21 protein-coding genes are annotated in these 24,370 nt (G+C 69.1%); 3 read left to right on the top strand and 18 right to left on the bottom strand.

Features of this window, described 5'->3' with window-relative positions; translation table 11 throughout:
- Nucleotides 1-9: 9 nt before the first annotated feature.
- The 4 genes from FHT36_RS19060 to FHT36_RS19045 all read right to left on the bottom strand — a co-directional run bounded on the left by FHT36_RS19060 (nt 10) and on the right by FHT36_RS19045 (nt 2,989).
- Nucleotides 10-777: an ABC transporter ATP-binding protein gene (locus tag FHT36_RS19060; RefSeq protein ID WP_169124055.1), complete on the bottom strand. Its 768-nt coding sequence runs from the start codon at nt 775-777 to the stop codon at nt 10-12.
- Entirely contained in the window at nt 774-1,853 is a 1,080-nt protein-coding gene (locus FHT36_RS19055; protein ID WP_210257861.1) for an acyl-CoA dehydrogenase family protein, read from the bottom strand. The genes FHT36_RS19060 and FHT36_RS19055 overlap by 4 nt, the downstream gene beginning before the upstream one ends.
- Entirely contained in the window at nt 1,850-2,416 is a 567-nt protein-coding gene (locus FHT36_RS19050; protein WP_169124054.1) for a carboxymuconolactone decarboxylase family protein, read from the bottom strand. Before FHT36_RS19050 ends, FHT36_RS19055 begins: the two co-directional genes overlap by 4 nt.
- Before the next feature lie 126 nt (nt 2,417-2,542).
- The gene (locus FHT36_RS19045; protein ID WP_169124053.1) at nt 2,543-2,989 is read right to left on the bottom strand and encodes an Rrf2 family transcriptional regulator; all 447 of its coding nucleotides are present in this window, start codon (nt 2,987-2,989) and stop codon (nt 2,543-2,545) included.
- Between the two features lie 228 nt (nt 2,990-3,217).
- Here FHT36_RS19045 and FHT36_RS19040 point away from each other — a divergent pair, with 228 nt between their 5' ends.
- Nucleotides 3,218-3,475, top strand: a complete 258-nt coding sequence (locus tag FHT36_RS19040) for a hypothetical protein (protein ID WP_169124052.1) — start codon at nt 3,218-3,220, stop codon at nt 3,473-3,475.
- Nucleotides 3,476-3,632: 157 nt separating this feature from the next.
- Here FHT36_RS19040 and FHT36_RS19035 read toward each other — a convergent pair whose 3' ends face one another.
- Nucleotides 3,633-5,240, bottom strand: a complete 1,608-nt coding sequence (locus FHT36_RS19035; protein WP_246702313.1) for an ABC transporter substrate-binding protein — start codon at nt 5,238-5,240, stop codon at nt 3,633-3,635.
- Nucleotides 5,241-5,368: 128 nt separating this feature from the next.
- On the opposite strand from FHT36_RS19035, the gene FHT36_RS19030 reads away from it, so the two are divergent.
- On the top strand, nt 5,369-6,196 hold the full coding sequence (locus tag FHT36_RS19030; protein WP_169124050.1) for a class II aldolase/adducin family protein: 828 nt from the start codon (nt 5,369-5,371) through the stop codon (nt 6,194-6,196).
- A gap of 58 nt (nt 6,197-6,254) precedes the next feature.
- Nucleotides 6,255-7,853, top strand: coding sequence for a rhodanese-like domain-containing protein (locus FHT36_RS19025; protein ID WP_169124049.1), 1,599 nt, complete (start codon nt 6,255-6,257; stop codon nt 7,851-7,853).
- A gap of 30 nt (nt 7,854-7,883) precedes the next feature.
- Here the strand turns inward: FHT36_RS19025 and FHT36_RS19020 are convergent, their stop codons facing one another.
- From FHT36_RS19020 to FHT36_RS18960, 13 genes are all read right to left on the bottom strand, one after another.
- On the bottom strand, nt 7,884-8,630 hold the full coding sequence (locus FHT36_RS19020) for an SDR family oxidoreductase (protein WP_169124048.1): 747 nt from the start codon (nt 8,628-8,630) through the stop codon (nt 7,884-7,886).
- 54 nt (nt 8,631-8,684) lie between these two features.
- On the bottom strand, nt 8,685-10,295 hold the full coding sequence (locus FHT36_RS19015; protein WP_169124047.1) for an ABC transporter substrate-binding protein: 1,611 nt from the start codon (nt 10,293-10,295) through the stop codon (nt 8,685-8,687).
- A gap of 29 nt (nt 10,296-10,324) precedes the next feature.
- Nucleotides 10,325-11,476 carry an LLM class flavin-dependent oxidoreductase gene (locus tag FHT36_RS19010; RefSeq protein WP_169124046.1) on the bottom strand — a complete coding sequence of 384 codons (1,152 nt, stop codon included), beginning with the start codon at nt 11,474-11,476 and terminating at the stop codon, nt 10,325-10,327.
- Nucleotides 11,477-11,525: 49 nt separating this feature from the next.
- The gene (locus FHT36_RS19005) at nt 11,526-12,536 is read right to left on the bottom strand and encodes an ABC transporter ATP-binding protein (RefSeq protein ID WP_169124045.1); all 1,011 of its coding nucleotides are present in this window, start codon (nt 12,534-12,536) and stop codon (nt 11,526-11,528) included.
- Nucleotides 12,533-13,555: an ABC transporter ATP-binding protein gene (locus FHT36_RS19000; protein WP_169124044.1), complete on the bottom strand. Its 1,023-nt coding sequence runs from the start codon at nt 13,553-13,555 to the stop codon at nt 12,533-12,535. The genes FHT36_RS19005 and FHT36_RS19000 overlap by 4 nt, the downstream gene beginning before the upstream one ends.
- Nucleotides 13,552-14,469, bottom strand: coding sequence for an ABC transporter permease (locus tag FHT36_RS18995; protein ID WP_169124043.1), 918 nt, complete (start codon nt 14,467-14,469; stop codon nt 13,552-13,554). The genes FHT36_RS19000 and FHT36_RS18995 overlap by 4 nt, the downstream gene beginning before the upstream one ends.
- Complete coding sequence (locus tag FHT36_RS18990; protein ID WP_169124042.1) at nt 14,466-15,467, bottom strand: ABC transporter permease; 1,002 nt, start codon at nt 15,465-15,467, stop codon at nt 14,466-14,468. Before FHT36_RS18990 ends, FHT36_RS18995 begins: the two co-directional genes overlap by 4 nt.
- A gap of 1 nt (nt 15,468) precedes the next feature.
- A complete protein-coding gene (locus FHT36_RS18985) occupies nt 15,469-17,082 on the bottom strand; it encodes an ABC transporter substrate-binding protein (protein ID WP_169124041.1) in 1,614 nt (537 codons plus the stop codon).
- A 62-nt stretch (nt 17,083-17,144) separates the two neighbouring features.
- The gene (locus FHT36_RS18980) at nt 17,145-18,386 is read right to left on the bottom strand and encodes an acyl-CoA dehydrogenase (protein WP_169124040.1); all 1,242 of its coding nucleotides are present in this window, start codon (nt 18,384-18,386) and stop codon (nt 17,145-17,147) included.
- A 413-nt stretch (nt 18,387-18,799) separates the two neighbouring features.
- Complete coding sequence (locus FHT36_RS18975; protein WP_169124039.1) at nt 18,800-20,788, bottom strand: family 2A encapsulin nanocompartment cargo protein cysteine desulfurase; 1,989 nt, start codon at nt 20,786-20,788, stop codon at nt 18,800-18,802.
- Nucleotides 20,763-21,710, bottom strand: a complete 948-nt coding sequence (locus FHT36_RS18970) for a family 2A encapsulin nanocompartment shell protein (RefSeq protein ID WP_169124038.1) — start codon at nt 21,708-21,710, stop codon at nt 20,763-20,765. The genes FHT36_RS18975 and FHT36_RS18970 overlap by 26 nt, the downstream gene beginning before the upstream one ends.
- A complete protein-coding gene (gene epsC / locus FHT36_RS18965) occupies nt 21,703-22,815 on the bottom strand; it encodes a serine O-acetyltransferase EpsC (protein WP_348644512.1) in 1,113 nt (370 codons plus the stop codon). Before epsC ends, FHT36_RS18970 begins: the two co-directional genes overlap by 8 nt.
- A gap of 121 nt (nt 22,816-22,936) precedes the next feature.
- Nucleotides 22,937-24,316, bottom strand: a complete 1,380-nt coding sequence (locus tag FHT36_RS18960; protein WP_169124037.1) for an LLM class flavin-dependent oxidoreductase — start codon at nt 24,314-24,316, stop codon at nt 22,937-22,939.
- Nucleotides 24,317-24,370 lie beyond the last annotated feature (54 nt).

Raw genomic sequence — 24,370 nt, 5'->3', positions numbered from 1 at the left:
CGGCGGGCGTCAGTGGCGGCGGACGGCGCCACGCAGCGCCTTCAGAATGTCGATGCGCAGGGCGCCGAGGGTCGCGACCTCGTCCCGGCGCGGGCGGGGCAGGTCCAGGGTCCAGCTGGCGACCTGCCGGGCCGGCGCGCCGCCGATGAGCACCACCCGGTCGGCGACCAGCAACGCCTCGTCGATGTCGTGGGTGACGAGCAGGGCGGCCGTGCCGAAATCGGCCACCACCTTCAGCAGCAGGTCCTGCATCTCGGCCCGGGTCACCTCGTCGAGGGCGCCGAAGGGCTCGTCGAGCAGCAGCACCTGCGGCTTGCGGGCGAGGCAGCGGGCGAGCGCGGTGCGCTGGGCCATGCCGCCGGACAAGGCGGAGGGCGGCAGGTGGCGGGCGTGGCCGAGCCCCACTTCGGCGATGGCGGCATCGACGCGGCTGCGGCGCTCCGCCGGAGACACCGGGGGCTGGCGCTTGAAATCCAACCCGAAGGCGACGTTGGCCTCCAGCGTTAGCCACGGCAGCAGGCAGGGGTCCTGAAAGGCGACGGCGAGGCGCGGATGCACGTCCTCCAGCACGGTGCCGCCCATGCGGACGGTGCCGGCGCTGGGCCGCTGGAGCCCGCCGAGGACGCGCAGCAGGCTCGATTTGCCGGCCCCGCTGGGGCCGAGGATGGCCACCACTTCTCCCGGCTGGATGGCGAGGTCGAACCCTTCCAGCACGGGCGCGGGCGCGCCGGGATAGCTGAGCGCGATGCCCTCAGCCGACAGGACCGGAACGCTCATGCCGCGCTCTGGCGCTGTGCCGCCAGCGCCGTCTTCAGCTGCACGAGGCTGGGCGTGATGACGGGCACGAAGGCCGCCTCCCGCCAGCGGCGGGCGAAAGCGGCACCGGCGGCGGTGAGATAGGCCCGCCCGCCCGTCGCCTGCAATTCGAGGCCGATGGCTTCCGCCACGATCTCGGCGAGGGCGATGCGGATGCGGAACAGGGCCGCCGGCTGGGTCTCGAAGGCCCCCGTCTCCAGCCCCTCAGCCAGCGCGCGCTCTTGAACGCGCAGCGCGGCGGCGAGCGCGGCGAGCGGCTCGGCGAGGATGTGGCGGCCTGCGCCCGCAGCTTCCCGCGCCGCTGCGATGGACCGGCGCGCGAGGCCGATGGACATGCCGCACTGGAAGGAGAGGAAGGCCGGGCGCACCTTGGGCAGCCAGGCGTGGGCATCCGCCGCGATCACGCGATCCGGATCGATGCGAACGCCCGTGAGCGCGACCGCCGCCGTGTTGGTGGCGCGCAGGCCGATGAGGTCGAGGTCGGCCGAGCGTTCGATGCCCGCATCCTCCGCGGCGAGGGACGCGACGAACGCGCCGGGACGGTCCGCATGGGCGACCGCGGCGGCGAGATGGAAGGCATGGGGCGCGAGGTTCGTGACCCACGGCAACCTGCCGTCGAGCCGGAAGCCGTCGCCCTCGCGGTGCGCCGTCACCTGAAGGTCTTCCAGCCCGGCGAGGAACTTCATGGCATTGGACAGCCCCGTCGCGCCGGCCACGCGCCCGTGCAGCAGATCCGGCAAGAGTCGCCCGGCCAGGGCCGTGTTGGGGCTCTGGAGCAGATATTCCACATAGGTCCGATGGCCCCAGAAGACGAAGCCGGCGGCCAGCGAATGCGCGGAGACGTCGGCGATGGCTTCCACCACGTCGATGGAGCGCCCGCCCACGCCGCCGGCCGCCTCCGGCACGCCGATGGCGAAGACGTTGGCGGCAGCGAGGCGCGGCAGGACATCGTCGGCGGCGCTCACATCGGCATCGAGCCGAGGGGCATTGTCCTCCAGCCAGGTGGCGAGCGAAGAATCGAGCGCGTCCGCCATCATGCGGCGCTCTCGCGGGGCGCGTCCCAGCGGAACGGCTCGAGCTGCGGATTGAGGGGCGGGGCGCCCAGATTGTTGGCGAAGTTGCAGAGGGTGGCGAGGCTCACCCCCAGCACCACCTCCAGCGCCGCCTTGTCGTCGAAGCCGGCGGCGCGGAAATCGGCGAGGTCGGCATCCTCCACCCGGCCACGGCTGGCGATGACGGCCTTGGTGAAGCGGGCCACCGCCTCCAGCCGCGCATCCGGCACATGCCCCCGCTCGCGCAGCGCGGCGATGATGGCGGGGTCGAGCCCCGCCTTGGTGACGATGGCCGTATGGCCGGCGACGCAGAAGCCGCAGCCATGCTCCGCCGCCGCGGTGATCTGCACCGCCTCGCGCTCCGCGAGGGAAAGGGAGCCGCGGGCGTTGATGCCGGAAACGGTCAGATAGGTCTCGAGCGCGGTGGGTGCATTGGCGAGGACGCGCAGGAGATTCGGCAAGAAGCCGTTGCGTGCCTCTGCCGCCGCCAGCAGGTCCTTCGCCTCAGCGGGCGCATCATTCAACGAGCGAAGGGGCAGGCGCGACATGGGACTCTCCTAATTTCGAGTCAGTTTATGTATTTTGTTCTGATGCGCAATATGGCGGCGTTATGCCCACGATATGTGCAGAAGCGCTGGCGCAGCCCAGCCAATCGCAGGGCGGCCTAGGCGCCCTCAGATGTAGTCGACGAAGGCCTGGAGCCGGTCGCCGGAAATATCGCGCAGGTCGGCGAGGGAGCAGTCGTCCATCACCTCACGGATGGCGGCGTAGGCCTTCGCCATCAGCAGGCGGATGGTGCAGTTCGGGCCATCGCAGTCAGGGCAGGGCTGGTAATCCGTGCTGCCGACGCAGGGCAGGGGCGCGAGCGGGCCGTCGAGGGCGCGGATGAGGGCGCCCACATTGATCTGGTCCGCCCCCCGCGCCAGCCGATAGCCGCCGCTCTTGCCCTTGCGGCTCAGGAGGAATCCGGCGTGGCGCATCTCGCCGAGGATCACGTCCAGGAATTTCTTCGGGATGTGGTTGGCGTCGGCGATCTCGGCCACCTGAAGCGCCTTGCCTTCGGGCTGGTGCGCGAGAAAGACCGCGGCCTTGAGGCCATACTTGCCCTTCTTGGTCAGCATGGCGCTCAGGCGGCCCGCGCGAGTGGGCCAGGAAGGTTCGGGAGATCCCAGGTGCGGATCGGCTCGATCATGACGCGCTCCAGCGAGGAAAAAACGCAGCGGCCCTGCTGCGACGCATTTTATAATTGATCGAATCGATAGAATAAGTAAATTTAAAACACGTCGCCTCACCGGCCTCCCCCTTCAGGCGGGAATGCCGGAGCGGCGTGTAAGGCCCGGAGGGCGATCATGGCCGACGCAGACAGATCGAGCGACCCATCAAGCATCCCGGCTTCCGCCGGCATCCTCGTCTTGTCCGTAGCCGGCCGGCGTGCCGGGCTCGCCTCGCGCCATTCCGAGGGCTTTCTATTTCACGCCTGCGATCATCTGTTCAACGACATCGACGGCCGCCTGTTCGCCTCCATCGGCGACATGCGGATCGCCGCGCGCTGCCTCGCCTCTCTCGAACGGCTGAGCCCGCGCGCGCTCAGGCCCTGGCCCGGGTGACCTCTCCCGCCGGGTTTCCGCCGCCGGGGTTCCTGGTCCCGGCGAGATGGTCCGGCATCCGGCGGCCCCCTGCGGCCGCTGTTTCCAGAGTTCTCCCGCAACTTATCCCCGGGGGTCTATCGACCCGCCGGGGATTTTTTCGTTCTGCCTGCCGCTTCTATTCGGCGAGCCAGATGCCCTTCAGCGAGGACATGGCCCCGTCCGGCCGCACCGAAACGCCGCGGACGTTGGTGTTGTAGACGGTGAACTGCTTCAGCTCGAGCAGCGGCAGCACTGGCAGGTCGCGCTGCACGCGGCGCTGCAACTCGTGGAACAGCGCCACGCGCTGCTCGGGATCAGCGGCGCTCTTGATGCCCTCGATCACCTTGTCCGTGCCGGGGTCCGCATAGCCGGACGCATTGGTCCAGGGGATGCCGGGCGCGATGGATTTCGACCAGAACTGCCGCAGCAGCCCCAGCTCCGGATCGATGAACACGGAGAACTGCCCCGTGTTGATGTCGAAGTCATATGAGCCATAGACGCGCCGCACGAAGGCGCCGAGATCCTGCGAGCGCACATTCACCTCGACGCCCACGCGCTTCAGGTTCTGGCGGATGTATTCGGCGGTCTTGCGGAAATTCTCGTTGAAGGGCTGGAAGTCCTGATTGATGGAAAAGCGCACGCCATTGGCGCCGCGCTTGTAGCCGGCCTCGTCCAGAAGCCGCTCGGCCTCCTTGGGGTCGAAGGCGTAGGTCGGAACGTCCGCGGTGTAGAAAGCCTTGGTGAAGGAGGGGATCGGCCCGGTGGCCGGGGTCACGAGGCCGAACCATACGGTGTCGGCGAGCCCCTGCCGGTCGATGGCATGGGCGAAGGCGCGCCGCACGCGGATGTCGGCCAGGATCGGGTTCCTGAGGTTGAATTCGAGGAAATAGTATTTGGCGTTCCACTCGTAGCCGCGCGATTCCACCTTGAGGTTGTGCAGCTTGCGCACCCGCTCGATGTCGGCGAACGGCACGGGATCGAAGGCGGCATAGCCCACATCGCCGATCTCGATCGCCGCCGCCCGCGCGCCGCCGTCCGGGATGAAGCGGTAGATCACCCGGTCGAGATAGGGCTTGCCGGCATCCCAAGAGTCCGCATTGCGCACCAGCTCGATGGCCTCGCCCTTGGTCCAGGACTTGAACTTGAAAGGCCCGGTGCCGACCGGCTCGACATTGTGCGGGTTCTTCAGGATGTCGGTGTTTTCATAGAGATGCTTCGGCAGCACCTGCCCCTCCCAGGCGTTGAGCGCCGACAGCACGACGAGGGAAGGGGCGCGAAAGCGGAAGATGGCGGTATAGGCGTCGGGCGTCTCCACATCCTCCAGCTCGGCGAAGGTGAGGCGGCCGCGCGAATGCACCTTCTTCCAGATCTCCAGCGCGCTGAAGCGCACGTCCGCCGACGTGAAGGGGGCGCCGTCGTGCCACTTCACGCCGTGCCTGAGATGGAAGGTGAGGGTCAGCTTGTCCGGCGAGATCTCCCAGCTTTCCGCCAGCGCCGGCTTCAGCCCGAGATTGTCGTCATAGGCGACGAGGCCGTCATAGATGTTCACCGAGACGGCGCCGTTGGAGAACTGGTTGTTCACGGTGGTGGTCAGCACCGTCGGCTCGGGCTGGATGATGGTGACGAGCGTGCCGCCGTGCTTCGGCGTCCCTTCGGACGGGCCTGTCTGGGCGAGGACCATTGCGGGAAGCAAGCCGATGACAGCAGCAGCGACGGAGAACAGCTTGAGGGCACCTGAGCGCATGACCCTGCCTTGTGGATGGGGGAGGAGAGACCGGCCGGTGCCGCGCGCCATTCTGCCGAGCGGACCTTCCAAGAGGCCGATTGTCATGATACTGATTTTGTCTATCGAAATTATCAATAAGAAATTCCATGCCCGCTTCCGCACGCTCCCCCGTCGCCGCGCAACGCGTTGCCACGCCCCAATTTTCCCCTGAGGAACAGGCCGCCCGCGAGGATCTGGCGGCGGCCCATCGGCTTGCCGTCTGGCATGGCTTCGACCAGGGCATCTACAATCACCTCACCGTCGCGGTGCCGGGGCGGGACGATGCGTTCCTGCTGCCGCCGTTCGGCCTGCACTGGTCGGAGGTGACGGCGAGCGGGCTGCTCACCGTGGGCTATGACGGGCGGCTGATCGCCGGCGAGGGAGAGATCCAGCGCTCGGCCTATTGCATCCATGCGCCGATCCATCGCCTGCACCCCGAGCATCAGGTGGTGCTGCACACCCACATGCCCTACGCGACCGCGCTGACCCGGCTGGAAGACAACCGGCTGTTGCCGGTGGGCCAGACCGAGATCCTGCTCATCGACGAGATCGTCTATGACGACGCCTATACCGGCCTTGCCCGCGAGCCGGAGGAGGGCGAGCGGCTGGCGGCCTTGCTGGGGCCGGACAAGAAGATCCTGTTCCTCGCCCATCACGGCGTCATCGTCACCGGCCGCACCACGGCGGAGGCCTATGACCGGCTGTTCGCGCTGGAACGCGCCTGCCAGGTGCAGCTCTACGCTCTGTGGACCGGCCGCCCGCTGAAGCAGGTGCCGGCGCCCCTCGTGGAGAAGGCGCAGGCCCAGTATCGCGCCGGGCTGTTGCAGGCGGGCCAGAAGACCGCCGCGCCCGGCCAGAAGCCCCACGGCGCGGAGCTGCATTTCGCCGCCTTGCGCCGCCTGCTCGACCGGCGCGAGCCGGACTATCGCGACTGATCGTCCCCGCGAACCCTTCCCGCATCTCGCGCCGACCGGCGCCCCCAGGAACCTGCCGATGACCTTTTCCGCCGTCACGCCGTCCGCCGCTGTCCGCCTCCTGTCCCCTCACGACGTGCAGGCGGCGCTGCGCAGCACCGGGGAGATCGCCTTCCTCGACGTGCGCGAGGAGGGCCAGTTCGGCGAGGGCCACCCCTTCTTCGCCGTCAACGCGCCCTACAGCCGGCTGGAGCTGGACATCGGCGCGCTGGTTCCGCGGCTCGCCACCCCGGTCGTTCTGCTGGACGATGGCGACGGCCTCGCGGTGAAGGCGGCGCAGCGGCTGGCGGCGCTGGGCTACAGCGACCTTGCCGCGGTGGAGGGCGGCGTCGCGGCGTGGGTGGCGGCCGGCTACGAGGTCTACAAGAGCGTCAACAGCCGCCTGAAGGCTTTCGCCGAGGTGGTGGAGCATGCCTTCCATACCCCGGCCATCGAGGCCGCCGAACTCGCCCGCTTGAAGGACGAGGGCGCGGACCTCGTGATCCTCGACAGCCGCACCCCCGAGGAATTCGCGCGCTTCCATGTGCCCGGCGCCATCAGCTGCCCGGGGGCGGAACTGGTGGAGAAGTTCGATGCCTTCGTCCGTGCGCCGGAGCAGCTGGTGGTCGTCTCCTGCGCCGGGCGCACGCGGGGCATCGTCGGTGCGCAGAGCCTGATCGATGCGCAGGTGCCCAATCGCGTGGTAGCGCTGAAGGGCGGCACGCAGGGCTGGCGCCTCGCCGGGCTGGCGCTGGAATCCGGTGTCGTCCCCATTGCGCCGGTGCCGGACATCGCGGCCGCGCGCGCCCGCGCCGAAGCCGTCCGCACGCGGTTCGGCGTGCCCCTGGTGGATGCCGTGACCCTCGCCCGCTGGCGCGGCGCGGAGGCGGTTGCGCGCACCACCTTCCTCTTCGACCTGCGGGATGCCGCCGACCGCACCGCTCTGCCGGTGCCGGGCGCGGTGCCGGCACCAGGCGGGCAACTGGTGCAGTCGCTCGACAAATGGGTGGGCGTGCAGCACGCGCGCATCGTGCTGATCGACGCCGATGGCGTCCGCGCGCGCCTCACCGCCCACTGGCTGATCCAGCTCGGCGAGGATGTGCACGTGTTCGATGGAAAGCCGGACGACATTGCCGGGGGCGTCGAAGCGTCGAAGGCGGCGATCCCGGCCGCTCCCCGCGTGTCCCCCCAGGAGGCGGCGGACTTGGTGAAGGACGGCGCGCGGGCGCTTTCGCTCGATGCCAGCGCGGCCTATCGCGCGGGCCATGCGGTCGGGGCATTGTGGACCATCCGGCCGCGCCTTGCGGCGCTCCCTGCGGACGTGCTGGCGGCGCCGGCCCTCGTCCTGTTCGCCGCCGATCCCGGCGTTGCCGATCTCGCCGCGCTCGATCTTTCCGGCCTCACCGCGGCGCGGATCGCCGTGGTGGAAGGAGGCCTTGCGGCGTGGCGGGCGGCGGGCCTGCCGCTGGCGGCCAGCCCTTCCAGCCCGCCGGATGCCGAGCGCATCGATTATCTGTTCTGGGCCCATGACCGGCACGACGGCAATCCGGACGCCATGCGCACTTATCTCGGCTGGGAGGAGCAGCTTCCCGCACAGGTGGCGGCGGAAGGCGGCGCCGGTTTCCGGCTGGTGGTGTGAGGGGTATCGCTCGCGGCGGCGAAGGCCCACTCACGCGGCGAGGTGGCCGCCGTCGATGTCGAGCACGGTGCCGGTGGAAAAGGGGTTGGTGAGGAGATAGAGGATGGCCTGCGCCACCTCCTCCGGCCGCCCCGGCCGCCCGGCGGGAATGGCCGCGGCGACTTTCGCCAGCGTCGCCGCCCGCTCCGGCCCGCCATGGCCGGGGGTGTCGATATAGCCCGGCGAAACCGCATTCACGCGGATGGGCGCCAGCGAGACGGCCAGGCTGCGCGCCAGCGCCTCGACGGCGCCGTTGATGGCGGCGGGGAATGCCATGGTGCCGATGCCCCGGCGGCTGGAGATGCCCGACACCAGCACGATGGAGCCGCCCGCCCGGATCAGCGGCGCGCCGGAGCGCACCGCATTCACCTGACCCCAGAACTTGGAATCGAAGGAGGCGCGGGCCTCATTGAGGTCCGCCTCCAGAAGCGGCTTGCGCACCACATGCGCCGCCGTCGTGACGAGGTGGTCGAACGGCCCTATTTGCCCGAAGAAGCGCGCCACCGCTTCGGCATCGGCGATGTCGAGGCTGGCGCCGGACGCCCTGGCGCCGGGTGCCTTGGCGCCCAGACGCTCCACCGCACCGGCGACACGCGCCGCGTCCCGGCTCGCCACCACCACCTCGGCCCCCTCCGCCACCGCCGCCTCGGCCGTGGCAAAGCCGATGCCCTTGGTGCCGCCGATGACGATGACGCGCCGTGCGGCGAGGGCGGAGTTGCGCGGCGGAACCTGAGACATGACGCATCCCTTGTGGCGGCTTGGACAGGGTTGGGGACAGGTGGATGCCCGGTGTCAGCCCCGCACGGCTCCGGGCGCCGGCTCCAGCCAGGCATCCGCGAAGGAGGAATAGACCCCGATGGGGCCGACATTCACGCCCTTCAGCCGGCTCGACCACACCCGGAACTGCTTCAGCTCCAAGAGGGAGATGGAGGGCAGCTCGGTCTGGACGATCAGCTGGAACTCGCCGAGCAGCGCCTTGCGCTTCTGCGGGTCCGGCTCCACCGCCGCGGCTTCGAGCAGGGCATCCACCTTGGGGTTGGAATAGCCGGAGGCGTTGGACCACGCCGACCCCGGCCGGATGGTCTGCGACCAGAAGCGGCGCTGCACGCCGATCTGCGGGTCCGCGAAGGCGGCGTAATAGGCGTTCAGCGTGTCGAAGTCGTATTCGGTGTAGATCTTCCGCAGGAAGGTCGGCAGATCGTAGTTCAGCAGCTCCACCTCGATGCCGACCTTCTTCAGCTGCTGGCGGATGAACTCGCCCGAGCGCTTGAAGTCGTCGCCATAGGGGATGCTGACGTGGTTGAAGCGCAGCCGCACGCCGTCCGGCCCGCGCTTGAGGCCGGCCTCGTCGAGCAGCGCCTCGGCCTTCTTCGGATCATAGTCGTACTGCGGAAGCCCGGTGGCCGCGAAGGCTGTCTGGAACGCGGGCACCGGGCCAGTGGCGGGCTCGGCGAAGCCGTACCAGACGGTTCGCGCCAGCGCCTTCTTGTCGATGGCGAGGGCGATGGCCCGGCGCACCCGCACATCCTGGAACTGGGGTCGGCGCATGTTGAAGTCGAGGAAGAAGACCGGCGCCACCGCCTCCCAGCCGCGTGTTTCCACCACGAGGTCCGGCCGCTTGGCGAGCCGCTCCACGTCCGAGAGGGGCACCGGGCTGAGCGGCACATATTGCGCCTCGCCGGTTTCCAACGCCGCGGCGCGGGCGCCGGCATCGGGCACGAAGCGGAAGGTGAGCCGGTCCAGATAGGGCTTGCCGGCGTCCCAATAGTTCGGGTTGCGCTCCAGCGTCACGTGGCTGCCGCGCACCCATTCCTTGAAGATGAAGGGACCCGTGCCAATGGGCTTCGTGTTCCAGGGATTGGTGAGCGGATCGGTGCCCTCATAGAGGTGCTTCGGCAGGATCTGCGTCTCGCTGGAATTGAGCGCGGCCCAGATCACCGGAGAGGGCTTCGCCAGCCGCAGGATGACGGTGTGGTCGTCGGGCGTCTCGATGTCCTGAAGCTGCGAATAGGTGCCGATGCCGCGCGGGTGGGTCTTCTTCACCACCTCCAGGATCGAATACTTCACGTCGGCGGCAGTGAAGGGCACGCCGTCGTGCCAGGTCACGCCCTTGCGCAGGCGGAAGGTGATGGAGCGGCCGTCGGGCGCCTGCTCGTAGCTCTCGGCGAGCTGCGGACGCGGCGCGCCCGTCCCGTCATAGGTCACGAGCCCATCGTACACGTTGATGGCGATGACGATGGTGGGGTTGGACACCGTGAGCCCGAGGGTCTGCGGCTCCGGCACCACGATGGAGACGAGGTGCCCGCCGCGGACGGGCGAACCGTCCGCAGCGCGCGCCATCGGCACGGCCGCAAGGGAGGCGCCGGCCGCAGCAAGGCGCAGGATGTCGCGACGGTTCAGCATGGGCAGCCTCCGTTTCGGTCGTGTGGGGATCAGATGCGCAGCCCGGCCTGCTTCAGCAGCGGCAGCACCGCTTCGCCGAAGAAATCGAGGTCTGGCTTGAAGTCGAAGAAGGCGAGCTGCACGCCGTCGATGCCGGCCTGCTTCAGGCGGATGAGCTTGTCCGCCACCTGCTCGGGCGAGCCGATGATCTGGATGTTGCCGCCGAGCACCCGGTGCTCGCCCTTGTGGTTCTTCCAGGCCTGGCTGTCGCCGGCGGCGTGGTGGGCGAGGAAGCCCTGCACCGCCCCGGTATCGGCATGGGCGAGGATCGCGGCGTGATATTCCTTCGCCTCCTGCTCGGTCGGCCGGCAGACGATCATGGGGTTGATGATGGCGCGCACCTCGCGCCCGGCAGCCTTGGCGCGGGCCTTGAGGTTCGCCACGTGGTCCGGCAACGCGGCGAGCGCCGCCTCGATCTCCGCCCCGGCCGGGCTGGTGATGAAGACGAGGTCGGAATGCTGGGCGGCATAGTCGAAGCCGGCGGGCGAACCGGTGGCGTTGACGAGGATCGGCCGGCCGTATTTGGGACGGGGCGAGACGTAAGCCTCCTCCAGCTTCCAGAATTCGCCGTCGATGGTGACGTTCTCGCTGGAGGCCCACAGCCGCTCGACGATGCCGATGAACTCGGCCGCCCGCGCATAGCGCGCGTCATGCTCGATCTGCGTGGTACCGAACATCTTCGGCTCGCGCGGGGCGTAGCCGGTGACCATGTTGATGCCGAAGCGCCCGCCCGAAATGTGGTCCAGCGTCGCCGCGAACTTGGCGAGGTGCAGCGGGTGCCACGGCCCGTAGAGGATGTGGATGGTGGAGATGAGGATGATCCGCTTCGTCACCGAGGACAGGGCCGCCACGGTGACGAACGGGTCAATGGCCTGCTCGCGATACTTCAGTTCCCCGCCATAGCCGTCCTTGCCGATCCACTGGGCGAGGCCGAAGGCGAGGTCGAAGCCCAGCTCCTCGGCCTTGAGGGTGAGCGCCTTGTTGTAGTCGAATGTCCAGTCGGTGGTGCGCGGCAGGGTCGAGGGCGACCAGCCTCCGCTCTGGATCGGCAGGAACAGGCCGAGCAGCAGCGGCTGCTTCAGCGCCTGCGCGAGGGGGCTGTCGGGATAGTCCGCGGGCGAGATGGTGATGCGTGCGGTCATGGTCGGGTCTCCGGATCGGCGCGGATGCGCCGGACGGGCAGGCAGGGGGTCAGGCCGGCTGCAACACAGCGCCGGCGGTCGGCTCGGCCACGGCGCCGGGCGCGAGATGGCAGGCCACGAGGTGGCCGTCGCCCGCATCGTTGAGGGCCGGCGCATCGATGGCGCAGCGGCCGACGGCGATGGGGCATCGGGTGTGGAAGCGGCAGCCCTTGGGCGGCGCGAAGGGGCTCGGCAGGTCGCCGCCCACAATTGTCTTGTCGGCGATGCGGCTGGCGCCGGGGTCCATGCGCGGCAGCGCCTCGATGAGCGCGCGGGTGTAGGGATGGAGGGGCGCGCGCCACAGCGTCTCGCGCGGGGCAAGCTCGACGATGCGGCCCAGATACATGATGGCCACCCGGTCGGCGATGTGCTCCACCACCGAGAGATCGTGGCTGATGAAGAGATAGGCGACGGAGGTTTCGCGCTGCACCTTGCGCAGCAGGTTCAGCACCTGCGCCTGCAGCGATACGTCCAGCGCCGACACCGGCTCGTCGCAGACGATCACCGCCGGATCGAGGGCGAGCGCGCGGGCGATGCCGATGCGCTGGCGCTGGCCGCCGGAGAATTCGTGCGGCAGCCGGTCGATGAATTCCGGCCTCAGCCCCACCGCCTCCATAAGGCTCGCCACCCGGGCGCGCCGCTCGGCCTTGCCGCGCACGCCATTGAGCTTGAGCGGGGTTTCCAGGATGGTGCCGGCCCGCTGGCGGGGGTCGAGGGCGCCCATGGGGTCCTGAAACACCATCTGCACCTTGGGCCGGAGCGCCCGCCGCGCGCGGGCGGTGAGCCCGGTGATGTCGTGCCCCTCCACCTTCAGCGCGCCGGACGTGGGCTCGACCAGTTGCACGATGGCCTTGGCGAGGGAGGACTTGCCGCAGCCGGATTCCCCCACCAGCCCCAGCGTCTCACCGGGGCAGATGGCGAAGGAAACCCCGTCCACCGCCGAGAGGGGACCCCGGCCGGTGCGGTAGGAGACCACGAGGTCGCGCACTTCCAAAGCGGGCGTCTCAACGGGCGCGCTCATGCCGGCACGCCTTCCAGAAGCGGCGCGCGGGGCCTTTCCCCCGCCAGGCGACCAAGGTGGAGGCAGGCGACGCTGCCGCCACCGCCCACGCCTTCCAGAACCGGCTGGAGCCGCGCGCAGGCCTCGTCCGCATGGGCGCAGCGCGGCGCGAAGGCGCAGCCGGGCGGCAGGTCGGCGAGGGAGGGCACGATGCCGGGGATTTCGTCCAGCAGCTCGCGCCGAAGGCCCGGCGTGGGGCGGGCGCGCATCAAGGCGCGGGTGTAGGGATGGAGAGGACGGGCGAACAGGTCGGCCACCGGCCGCTCCTCCACCTTCCGGCCGGCATACATCACCAGCACGCGGTCCGCCGTCTCCGCCACCACGCCGAGGTCGTGGCTGATGAGCAGGAGGCTCATGCCGAACTCCTTCTGGAGCGAGACGATGAGCTTCAGGATCTGCGCCTGCACGGTGACATCGAGGGCGGTGGTGGGCTCGTCGGCGATCAGCAGGCGCGGATTGGCGGCGATGGCGATGGCGATCATCACGCGCTGGCGCATGCCGCCGGAAAAATGGTGCGGATAGTCGTCCGCCCGACGATGGGGCTCGGGAATGCGGACGAGGTCGAGCAGTTCCACCGCGCGCCGGTGGAGGGCGGGGCCGCGCAGGCTCGTGTGGCGCTTCAGGCTCTCGATGATCTGGTCGGCCACCGTGCGCACCGGGTTCAGCGCGGAGAGCGGATCCTGAAAGATCATGGCGATGCGGTTGCCGCGCACGTCACGCATGGCGCGCTCGGAGAGGGCCAGCAGGTCGGTGCCCTCGAACCGCACATGGCTTCCGGAAATCTCCGCCGGCGGCGACCGGAGCAGGCGCAGCAGCGCCATGGCCGTCACCGACTTGCCGCAGCCACTCTCGCCGACGATGGCGAGCGTCTCGCCGGCCGCGATGTCGAAGGAGAGGCGATCCACCGCCGTCAGCCGGCCGGCCGGGGTGCGGAAGCGGACAGTGAGGTCTTTGACGTCGAGAAGGGCAGGGCGCGTCATGTCAGCGACACCCGCGGGTTGAGCACGTCGTTGAGGCCGTTGCCGAGCAGGTTCAGCGCCATGACGGTGAGCGAGATGGCAAGGCCGGGCAATGCGGTCATGTACCAGGCGGTGCGCAGCACCTCGCGGCCGGAGCCGATCATGCTGCCCCAGGAGATGAGGTTGGGATCGCCGAGGCCGAGGAAGGAGAGCGCCGCCTCCGTGAGGATGGCGGAGGCGACGAGGATCGAGCCCGCCACCACCACCGGCGAGATGGCATTGGGCAGGATATGGGTGAGGATGATGCGGAAATGCCCCATGCCCATCACCCGCGCCGCCTGCACGAATTCCGCATCACGCAGCCGCAACGCCTCCGCCCGCACCAGCCGGGCGACCTGCGGCCAGGAGGTGACGGCAATGCCGAGCACGATGGACGAGACCGAGGGCGTGAGGATCGCCACCACCACCACCACGAACACGAGCGGCGGCATGGTCTGGAACACTTCGGTGATACGGGTGAGCACCTGGTCCACCCAGCCACCGAAATAACCCGACAGCGCCCCGAACACGACGCCCAGCGCCACGGCGAGCCCCGCCGCCGCAAGGCCGACCGCCAGCGAGACACGCGCCGCATAGACGAGGCCGATGAGGATGTCCCGGCCCAGCATGTCGGTGCCGAGGGGGTATTCCGCCGAGGTGAAGGGCCAGATGAACGGTCGGGCCACCATGTCCAGCGGATCACCGGGGAAGATCTGCCCCGCGAACAACGCGGCGCCGGCCACCAAGGCGAGGCCGATGCTGCCGGCAAGGGCGGTGCGGCTGCGCAGGAAGCGATAGCCGAAGGAGGAGGTGCGCACCGCGCGGCGGGGCTTCGGCGCGGCGGGGGCCGAAGGCGCGGCGGCGCGGGGAAGGATGTCGGTGGCGTCGAGGCTCATCGCACGTCGATCCTCGGGTCGAGCAGGGCGTAGACGAGATCGGTCGCGAGGTTCGAGACGATCACCAGGAAGGAGGAGAAGAACAGCACCCCCAAGAGCAGGTTGATGTCGCGCTGGAACACCGCATCGAAGGCGAGCCGGCCCATGCCGGGCCAGGCAAACACGGTTTCGATCACCACCGAGCCCGAGAGCAGCGTGCCCAGCTGCAGGCCGGTCATGGTGACGATGGGCAGGAGCGCATTGCGCAGCACGTGGCGCACGGCGATGGGCAAAGGGGCGATGCCCTTGGCGCGGGCGGTGCGCACGAAGTCCAGTTCCTGCACTTCCAGCATGGCCGAGCGGGTGAGGCGCGTGTAGATGGCGATGTAGAAGAAGGCCAGCGACAGCACCGGTAGCACCATGTGCAGCGCCACGTCGCCGACCGCCGCAAGCCCGGTATGGACCTGCTGCAGGTCGCGCATGCCGCCGGCCGGCAGCCAGCGCAGCTCCACCGAGAACAGCACGATCAGCATCAGCCCCACCCAGAAGAGGGGCGTGGCAAAGCCGATAGTGGAGAAGGCGGAGAGCACCCCGTCCGGCCAGCGCCCGCGCCATTGCGCGCTGATGGCGCCGAACAGGATGCCGAGCGCCACCGCCAGCACGAGGCTGGAGAGCATGAGCAGCGCGGTGTTGGGCGCGCGGGTCAATATGAGGTCCAGCACCGGCATGGAATTGCGGAACGAATAGCCGAGATTGAGCTGGAACAGCTGGCCCATGTATTTGAGGAACTGCACCAGCAGCGGCTCGTCGAGCCCGAACTGCTGGCGCAGCATGGCCATGTATTCGGGCGTCGCGGAGCCCGCCTCCCCGGCCATCACCTCGGCGAGGTCGCCGGGGGCGAGGCGAAGGAAGAAGAAGTTCAGCACCACGATGGCAAGGATGGTGGGCACCACCTGCACCACGCGCAGGCCGAAATAGCGTAGCACCCGCCCCTCGGGCAGCTGAAGGGCGCGCGCCATCTCAGGCCCCCACCCACACGGTCTTCAGCGACTGGTAGCCGCCGAACGGGGCGAGATCGATGCCGGAGAGCTTCGCCGAATAGGCGCGGTAGAAGGTGAGCTCCAGCAGATTTACGGAGGGCAGCTTCACTTGCGCGAGGCGCTGCAATTCGCGGATGTCGGCGTTGCGCTTCTCGACATTGCCCTCGGTCTGGATGCGCTCGATGACCGCGTCGATCTCCGGATCGGCGATCCCCGAGGCGTTGGAGGAGGGCGTGCCCTTCTTGATCGCCTGGCTCCAGTAGCGACGCTGCACGCCGATCTGCGGATCAGGATAGGCGGAATACCAGGCGCTGTGGGTGTCGAAATCGTATTCGGTGAAAACCACCTTGATGTAGGTGGGCAGATCGTAGTTGCGCAGCGTGACGTCCACGCCGATGCGCTTCAGCGCCTGTTTGAAGTATTCGCCCGCCCGCCGGTAATCCTCGCCATAGGCGGAGGGGATGTGGTCGATGCGCAGGCGTACGCCGTCCGCACCTTTCTTCAGCCCGGCGGCATCCAGCAGGGCTTCGGCCTTGGCGATGTTGTAGTCGTATTGCGGAAGGTCGGTCGCGAAGAACTGGGTCTGGTAGCTCGGCACGGGCCCGGCGGCGGGCTTGGCGAGGCCGTAGAACACGGTTTCCGCCAGCGCTTTGCGGTTCAACGCGTGGGCAAAGGCTTGCCGCACCCTTATGTCGCCGAACGGCTCACGGCGCAGGTTGAAATCGAAGAAATACATGGGCGCCGGCCCCTCGAAGCCGCGCGTCTCCACCACCAGATCCTTGGACGCCTTGATGCGCGCCACGTCCGAAAGCGGCACGGGATTGAGGGGGATGTATTGCGCCTCTCCGGTTTCCAACGCCGCCGCGCGGGAGGCAGGATCGCGGATGATGCGGAACACCACCCGGTCGAGATACGGCCGGCCTTTGTCCCAATAGTTCGGGTTGCGCTCCAGAACGATGCGCTCGCCCTTGACCCACTCTTTGAAGACGAAGGCGCCGGTGCCGATGGGCTTGCCGTTCAGGGGATTGGTGAGGGGGTTGGTGCCCTCATACAGATGCTTGGGCAGGATCTGCGTCTCGGTGCCGTTGAAGGCCGCCCACACCACCGGCGAGGGGCGCGAGAAGCGCAGAACTGCCGTGTATGGATCGGGCGTGTCCACGGCGGTGAGATTGGCGAACACCGCATTGCCGCGCGGGTGCACCTTCTTCGTCACTTCGAGGAGGGAATAGGCGACGTCCGCCGAGGTGAAGGGCGTGCCGTCATGCCAGGTCACGTCGTTGCGGAGGCGGAAGGTGATGACGGTGCCGTCCGCCGAGGTTTCCCAGGATGTGGCGAGGCTCGGCTTGAGCTTGAAGCCCTCGTCATACTCCACGAGCCCGTCGAAGATGTTGGCCGAGACCGCCACCGCCGGCGCGGAGATGGTGAGGCCGGCGACGAGGCCGGCCGGCTCGGGATCGAGCACGGCAACGAGCGTGCCCCCGGTGGCCGGGGCTGCGCCCGCTCGGCGCGCGGCTGCCGGCAGGAGGAGGGAGGCTCCGGCGCCCGCAAGGAGCGTGCGACGGGACAAGGCAAGGGTCTCGAACGGGGACGTCATCGGGTCTTCGGGTCTCGGATGGGCGTTGGGCGCTGAGGGGCCGGATCACGCCGGCCCCTGGCTCAGAAGAAGCTGGAGGGCGGCAGGGGCGTGCCGTCGATGGCGTGGAGGCCGAGGAGCCGCGCCTTGTAGGAGCGCGGATTGTGCGAGGCGAGGGTGCGGGCATTGCGCCAGTGGCGGTCCAGATTGACCGCGCGGTGGGCCGCCGAGGCGCCGCCCACGTCGAACAGCTGGCTGGCCGAGCGCAGGGTGAGATCGTCGATGATGACCTTGGCCCGCGCCGCCTTGAGCGCCGCCCCGTGGGCCGCCGCGTTCACCTCTTCCGAGGACGCGCCGGACGCGCGCAGCGCATCGGCGACATCGAGCGCTTCGGCGGTGGCGAGCACCAGCGCTTCCGCCGCATAGGCCGCCGCGGAAATCTCGCCCAGCGCCTGCTGGAGGATGGGATCTTCCGTGGCGACGGGCGTCGGCGCGAAGAAATAGGTGTGCTTGCGGCTCTTGAGCAGCGCCGTCGCATCCCGCAGCACGGCGGCGAGGATGCCGGCATTGACCGTGGTGAGGTAGAGCTGGGGCAGGGTGCTGGAATAGGCGGTGCCGTAGCCGACGCCCGTGCCGTCCGGCACCACTTCATCCGGCTCGACGCGCACGTCGTTGAAGATGGTGGTGCCCGAACCAGTGAGGCGCTGGCCGATGCCGTCCCAGTCATCGACGATCTCGATGCCCTCGCGCTTCACCGGCAGAATGAGGGAGGCGTTGCCGCCCTCCGGCGTCGCCACCCGCACCAGCACCAGGTCGGAGAAGATGGTGCCGGTGGAATAGTATTTGCGGCCGCTGATGCGCCAGCCGTCGCCGTCCGGGCGCAGGACGGTGGCGAAGGGGGAGCCGCCCACCACCTTGGCGTCGCTCTCCGTATTGGCGAGGCCGACGATGGCGCCATCCGCCACGGCACGCTGCCAGCCTTCCTCGGCGGCGTTGCGCGGGTTGCGGGCGTAGCGCTCCACGAAGGTGAAGTGATTGCGCAGGATGTGCGCGACATTCGCGTCCGCTGCGGCAAGGCGCAGGACCACGCCGAACAGTTCGCGGAACGATGCGCCGGCTCCGCCCGCCTCCACTCGAAGCCTAAGCGCGCCGAGCTTCGCCGCGCGGATGAGCGCCAGCGGCTCATGCGGCAGGATGCGCTCATATTCGCGCTGGGCCGCACCCTCCGCGATGGTGCCGAACAGGGCATCCAGCGCCGGCGCATCCGGGCGAAGCGGTTCGCCATAAGGGGTCGCGGCGGAAGACGGGACGACGATTTCATTCATGGCTGGGTCCCAAGTGGCGGGTCCGACGGAATGGAGCGTTGGAAAGGGCCGGAGGGGCACCCGGCGCGCTTCGAGCGGAGCGCTTCGCAGGTCAGGCTCAGCACTGGGAATCCTGGTCCGGCGGCACGCGCCAGCGAAGAGATGTCAGCATATCTCTTAAATATAGTTTGTCGATCTTTTTAATGTAATTAAATGCCCACGAGTTGGACGTGGAATGGCCGTGCGGCCCTGCACGGGGCATCGGCTCGATGGCCGAGCGGACGAGAAATCCCCGTCTGCGGTCTTTGGCGAAGCAAGGGATGCTTGCGGGCAGGCGTGCCTGGAGCCGCAGAAGTGCGGCTGAAGTCTCAACGTTCGTTGGGCTTGGCGCCGGGGATCTCCCGCCCCGGCGCTGCGACCGGGGCGGGGAGGGGTCAGAGCCGGTAGCCGCGGCTGCTCTGGATGCGCTTGAGTGCGGTTTCCAGCGCGTCCACGTCGTCGGTCGTGTTGTAGAAGGCGAGGGAGGGCCGCACCGTGCTCTCCAGCCCGAACCGGCGGAGGATGGGCTGGGCACAATGGTGGCCGGCCCGCACAGCGATTCCCTCGCGGTCGAGCGCCGCGCCCACGTCCTGCGTGCGGCAGCCATCGAGCACGAAGGAGAACACGCTCGCCTTGTCCGCCGCCCTGCCGACGAGCTTCAGGCCGGGCACGGTCAGAAGCCGCTGCGTCGCGTAGACCAGCAGCTCATGCTCGTAGCGGGCGATCACCTCCATGCCGATGCTTTCGACATAGTCGATGGCCGCACCGAGGCCCACCGCATCGGCGATGTTGCCGGTGCCGGCCTCGAACCGCTCGGGCGGACCATTGTAGATGGTCTTCTCGAAGGTCACGTCGGCGATCATATTGCCGCCGCCCTGCCACGGCGGCAGATGGGCGAGCACATCCTTCTTGCCGTAGACCACGCCGATGCCGGTGGGGCCGAACACCTTGTGGCCGGAGAAGACGAAGAAGTCGGCGTCCAGCGCCTGCACGTCCACCGCCATGTGAGAGACGGACTGCGCCCCGTCCACCAGCGTACAGACGCCGTGGCGGTGGGCGATGGCCACCATCTCCTTCACCGGTACCACCGTGCCCAGCGCGTTGGACACCTGCGCCAGCGCGACGATGCGGGTGCGGGGATTGAGCAGCTTCTCGTATTCCTCGAGGATCACCTGCCCCGTGTCGTCCACCGGCGCGACGCGCAGCCGCGCGCCCTTCTCGGCGGCGAGCTGCTGCCATGGCACGATGTTGGCGTGATGCTCCAGATGGGTGACGACGATCTCGTCGCCCTCCTTCACATGCCGCCGGCCATAGGTCTGGGCGACGAGGTTGATGCCCTCGGTGGCCCCGCGCACGAAGATGATGTCCTTCACCGACCCGGCATTGAGGAAGCGCCGCACCTTCTCGCGGGCTGCCTCATAGGCGTCGGTCGCCCGCGCCGCGAGGGCGTGGGCGGCACGGTGGATGTTGGAATTCTCGTGCTCGTAGAAGTGCGTCAGGCGGTCGATGACCGCCTGCGGTTTCTGCGTGGTCGCGGCATTGTCGAGCCAGATCAGCGGCTTGCCATGCACGCTCTGCTGCAGGATCGGGAAGTCCCGCTTGATCGCGTGGGGATCGAACGGGCGCGTCTGCGGGCCGAGGTCCGGTACAAGCTCCGGGCTGAGCGCCGAGGAGATCCCGCCGAAGTCCGGGGCCTGCGCCGACGCGGCCGGAAGGCCGGCGGGTGCTGGCGCTGCCGGCACTTTGGGTTCCGCCGGCAGGGATGCAGAGGCGGGCACGGGCGAGTGGGCGCGCGCCTCGTCCAGGAAGTAGAGACCGCCCGCCTCTCCGCCGAAATCCCCCGGCGCCGTGGAAGGCGCGGGCGGACGCCGGCTGTCGAGCGCGATGACGCTGCCGAGGCCTGCCGGCACCTGCCCGGCGCTGAAGCCGCTGGCGAGACCCGGAAGCGACAGTGCGGGCGAGCCGCCCGGCTGGGGCACGCCGGGAAGGCCGGGAACGGCCACCGCCGCCGGGGCGGGCGGGGCCGGGATGTTCGGCGTCGGCACCACCGAGGGGATGGTGACGGGCGGCAGGTCCGGCGCGGCGAAGGGCGGCCGCGACGGCGCATGCTGGGCCACGAGGGTGGTCGCGGGCAGGCCCGGCACATCGGCCGGGCTTGGCGGTGCGGAGGGCAGCGTCACCAGATGCGGCGCCGCCTCGGGTGCGGCAGACGCCGGCCCCGCCTGGAAAAAGGCGTTGGCGATCTGCTGCAGCACCTGCGGGTCGGGCCAGCCCGGCGGCGGGGACCCCGGCGCAGCGTTTGCCGCCGCGCCGAAATCGTCCGGGCCGAAATCCGCCGCCCCTTCGGGCACCCCCGGCTCAGGCGTAGGTGTCAGGATAGGCATGATACTTGCCGACCTCGACATCGGTGAGCACCGCCAGCGCATCGTGCGTGAGCACGGCGGCCGAGCAGTAGAGCGAGACCAGATAGGAGGCGATGGCCTTGCGGTTGATGCCCATGAAGCGGACCGAGAGGCTGGGCGCCACCTCGCCGGGAACGCCCGGCTGGAACAGGCCGATGACGCCCTGCTTCTTCTCGCCGGTGCGCAGCAGCAGGATGTTGGTCTTGCCGTTCTCGTCCACATAGAGCTTGTCGGACGGCACCAGCGGCAGGCCCCGCCAGGTGAGGAACGGGGTGCCGAACAGCGTCACCGTGGGCGGCGGCACGCCGCGGCGGGTGCATTCGCGGCCGAAGGCGGCGATGGCGCGCGGGTGCGCGAGGAAGAAGGCCGGCTCCTTCCACACCTTGGTGATGAGCTCGTCGAGATCGTCCGGCGTCGGCGCGCCGGTGCGGGTGGCAATCTTCTGCGAGGGCGCCGCGTTGGTCAGAAGGCCGTACTCGGCATTGTTGATGAGCTCGGCCTCCTGCTTCTCCTTCACCTTCTCGATGAGGAGGCGCAGCTGCTCCTGGATCTGGTCGTAGGGGTGGGAATAGAGGTCCGAGACGCGGGTCTGCACGTCGAGGATGGTGGTCACCGCATTGAGGGAATATTCCCGCGGCGCCTCGTCATAGTCCACGAAGGTCTCCGGCAGGTCCGGGTCCTGGTCGCGGCGGGGCGAGCATTCCACGTCGGCGGCGATCTCGCCGTTGGCTTCCTTGACGCGGTTGAGGCGGTAGATGCCGGCTTCCACCGGCGTCCACGGCAGGAAGGAAACGAGCCAGCGCGGCGTGATGCCGGACCATTGCGCGCGGGTCTTCGTGGCATTGGCGAGCTGCCGGGCGGCGGCCTCGTTCAATGTCCTTCTGATGGCAGGCTCTTCAGTCATTCGGGTTCCCCGTTGAAAGGCTGGTGTGGCGCGCCCCGTTGCTCGCGGGCGATCGGGGCGCGGGGTCTCCCGCGCCGCCCACCGAGCGGTTCTGCGCCTGCGTGAGATGGCTGCCCGGCGGCACCGAATGGGTGAGCCAGACATTGCCGCCGATGGTCGATCCACGGCCGATGGTGATGCGCCCGAGCACGGTGGCGCCGGAATAGATCACCACGTCGTCCTCGATGATGGGATGACGCGGCGCGCCCTTGATGATGGCGCCCGAGGCGTCCGTCGGGAAATTGCGCGCGCCCAGCGTCACCGCCTGATAGAGGCGCACCCGCTCGCCGATGATGGTGGTCTCGCCGATGACGACGCCGGTGCCGTGATCGATGAAGAAGCTGCCGCCGATGGCGGCGCCGGGGTGGATGTCGATGCCGGTGCGCGAATGGGCGATGTCGGAGATGAGGCGGGCGAGGAAGCCGGCGCCGAGCCCGTAGAGGGCGTGGGCGATGCGGTGGTGCACCACCGCCGTGAGCCCGGGATAGACCAGCAGGATCTCGGCGAAGCCCGTGGCCGCCGGATCGTTCTCATAGGCCGCGCGGATGTCGCTGACGAGGAGCGCGCGGATCTCCGGCAATTGCTGGGCGAAGGCGCGGACGATGTCGATGGCGTCGCGCTCGAACACCGCCTCGGAGCGCGCCTCCCGGGTGGAGAAGGGCAGGCTGCGCCGGGTCTGCTCCGCGAGGGTGGTGAGCGCGTCGTTGAGGGTGGCGCCGACGAAATAGTCGATGGTCTCGGCGGCGAGCCCCGGCGGTCCGTAATGGGCCGGGAAGAGCGCCGCCGCGAGCCCCTGGAGTGCGGAAACGATGGCCTCGCGGGAGGGCGGCGGGCGCAGCAGGCCGCGATGGCGGATATTGTGTTGCACATCCCGCGACAGCTTCAGCGCCGCGACCACCGGGGCGAGGTTCCAGCCCGAGGGTGGAGCGCTGCCGCCCGCGCCCCCATCGCTCCGCTCGCCATCGTGGAACGCGACGCCGCCGACCGGTTCGGCACGATCGAACACGCCGTAGCCATTGCGTATCTGGCCTTCTCGTATCTGGCCGTCGCGTCCCTTGGCCGTCACCGGATGCCCCCTCTTGCGCGCCGATGCACCATGGATGACACGGCCAAGCTGTATTGTCCAGTTAATCACGCGAATTAATAGACATTAGCCGGGCGACAGATGGCGCGCCGCTTTTGGCCCCTCACGCGGCCGCGCTGAGCCTGCGATAGGCGGCGCCGGCATGGGTCTCCTTCAGCCGGTCGGAGCCGGAGAGCTTTCCGCGCAGGGTGCCGGTCGCGTAGTCCTGCTTGTAGAGGCCCCGGCGTTGCAACTCCGGCACCAGCAGGTCCACCACGTCGGTGAAGGTGTCCGGAAAGAAGGCGTGGGAGAGGTTGAATCCGTCCACGTCCGCCGCCGCCACCCAGGCTTCCAGCTCGTCGGCGATGTCGGCCGGCGTGCCGGCGAAGAGCGGGCCGCGCCCGCCGATGCCGTTGTGGGCGATGATCTCGCGCAGCGTCCACACCCGGCTGGGCTCCGCCACCGTGAAGGTCTCGAGCAGCGACTGCACGGCATTCTCCTTGACTTCGCTGAGGGTCAGCGGCGCGTCGAGGTCGAAGGCGGAAAAATCGATGCCGGTCCAGCCGGAGAACAGCGCCAACACACCGTCGGGGTCGGTGTAGCGGCGATAGTCGGCGAGCTTGTCCTCCGCCTCCGCCCGGCTGCGGGCGGGGATGGCGGTGGCGAGGGTGAAGACGGCAATGTCGCGCGGATCGCGCCCCAGCGCCGCCGCCCGCGCCCGGATGTCGGAGATGCCCGGTGCGATGCTCGCCGGGGTCGGCCCGCCCACGAACACCGCCTCCGCGTGCCGCGCCGCGAACGCCCGCCCGCGCGGCGAGGCGCCGGCCTGGAACAGATAGGGCGTGCGCTGGAGCGAGGGCTCGGTGAGGTGGATGGTGTCGATGTCGAAGTGCCGGCCTTCATGCCGCACGCGGTGGACCCTGGAGGGATCGGCGAAGGTGCCGGAGGCGCGGTCGCGCACCACGGCGGCGTCCTCCCACGAGCCTTCCCACAGCTTGTAGGCGACCTCGAGGAATTCGTCGGCGCGATCATAGCGCGTGTCGTGGGCGATCACCTTCTCGCGCCCCACCGCCCGGGCGCCGCTGTCCGAATAGCCGGTCACGATGTTCCAGCCGATGCGACCCTGCGTGAAATGGTCCAGCGAGGAGAAGCGCCGGGCGAGCACGGCGGGCAACTCGTGGCTGGTGGAGGCGGTGATGCCGAAGCCCAGGTCCTTCGTCTCGTGGGCAAGGGCGGACACCAGCATCAGCGGATCGAGCTTGGGGAATTGTGCGCCGGAGCGGATCGCCGCGTCCGCGTTGCCACCATAGACGTCATGCACGCCGATGCCGTCGGCGATGAACAAAGCATCGAACTTGCCGCGCTCCAGCACCTTGGCGAGGTCCACCCAGTAATCGAGCGTGTTGTAGTCGGCGCCCCGGCTCGCGGGGTGCGCCCACAGGCCGGGCGAGAGATGCACCGGGCTAAAGCCGATGAAGCCGTTGAGGCGGATCTGACGGGTCATGGCGGGCCTTTCCAGGGTCAGCGCTGGAGCAGAGACGCGAGGGTCGCGCCGAGC

It is taken from the genome of Xanthobacter sp. SG618, assembly GCF_012932745.1.
Classification (GTDB): domain Bacteria; phylum Pseudomonadota; class Alphaproteobacteria; order Rhizobiales; family Xanthobacteraceae; genus Xanthobacter; species Xanthobacter flavus.
This window is presented reverse-complemented; position numbering and strand designations above follow the sequence as displayed.

Coding starts and splice junctions, on each gene's coding strand:
- FHT36_RS19060 (WP_169124055.1), bottom strand. CDS start 777: ATGAGCGTTCCGGTCCTGTCGGCTGAGGGCATCGCGCTCAGCTATCCC.
- FHT36_RS19055 (WP_210257861.1), bottom strand. CDS start 1,853: ATGATGGCGGACGCGCTCGATTCTTCGCTCGCCACCTGGCTGGAGGAC.
- FHT36_RS19050 (WP_169124054.1), bottom strand. CDS start 2,416: ATGTCGCGCCTGCCCCTTCGCTCGTTGAATGATGCGCCCGCTGAGGCG.
- FHT36_RS19045 (WP_169124053.1), bottom strand. CDS start 2,989: ATGCTGACCAAGAAGGGCAAGTATGGCCTCAAGGCCGCGGTCTTTCTC.
- FHT36_RS19040 (WP_169124052.1), top strand. CDS start 3,218: ATGGCCGACGCAGACAGATCGAGCGACCCATCAAGCATCCCGGCTTCC.
- FHT36_RS19035 (WP_246702313.1), bottom strand. CDS start 5,240: ATGCGCTCAGGTGCCCTCAAGCTGTTCTCCGTCGCTGCTGCTGTCATC.
- FHT36_RS19030 (WP_169124050.1), top strand. CDS start 5,369: ATGCCCGCTTCCGCACGCTCCCCCGTCGCCGCGCAACGCGTTGCCACG.
- FHT36_RS19025 (WP_169124049.1), top strand. CDS start 6,255: ATGACCTTTTCCGCCGTCACGCCGTCCGCCGCTGTCCGCCTCCTGTCC.
- FHT36_RS19020 (WP_169124048.1), bottom strand. CDS start 8,630: ATGTCTCAGGTTCCGCCGCGCAACTCCGCCCTCGCCGCACGGCGCGTC.
- FHT36_RS19015 (WP_169124047.1), bottom strand. CDS start 10,295: ATGCTGAACCGTCGCGACATCCTGCGCCTTGCTGCGGCCGGCGCCTCC.
- FHT36_RS19010 (WP_169124046.1), bottom strand. CDS start 11,476: ATGACCGCACGCATCACCATCTCGCCCGCGGACTATCCCGACAGCCCC.
- FHT36_RS19005 (WP_169124045.1), bottom strand. CDS start 12,536: ATGAGCGCGCCCGTTGAGACGCCCGCTTTGGAAGTGCGCGACCTCGTG.
- FHT36_RS19000 (WP_169124044.1), bottom strand. CDS start 13,555: ATGACGCGCCCTGCCCTTCTCGACGTCAAAGACCTCACTGTCCGCTTC.
- FHT36_RS18995 (WP_169124043.1), bottom strand. CDS start 14,469: ATGAGCCTCGACGCCACCGACATCCTTCCCCGCGCCGCCGCGCCTTCG.
- FHT36_RS18990 (WP_169124042.1), bottom strand. CDS start 15,467: ATGGCGCGCGCCCTTCAGCTGCCCGAGGGGCGGGTGCTACGCTATTTC.
- FHT36_RS18985 (WP_169124041.1), bottom strand. CDS start 17,082: ATGACGTCCCCGTTCGAGACCCTTGCCTTGTCCCGTCGCACGCTCCTT.
- FHT36_RS18980 (WP_169124040.1), bottom strand. CDS start 18,386: ATGAATGAAATCGTCGTCCCGTCTTCCGCCGCGACCCCTTATGGCGAA.
- FHT36_RS18975 (WP_169124039.1), bottom strand. CDS start 20,788: ATGCCTATCCTGACACCTACGCCTGAGCCGGGGGTGCCCGAAGGGGCG.
- FHT36_RS18970 (WP_169124038.1), bottom strand. CDS start 21,710: ATGACTGAAGAGCCTGCCATCAGAAGGACATTGAACGAGGCCGCCGCC.
- FHT36_RS18960 (WP_169124037.1), bottom strand. CDS start 24,316: ATGACCCGTCAGATCCGCCTCAACGGCTTCATCGGCTTTAGCCCGGTG.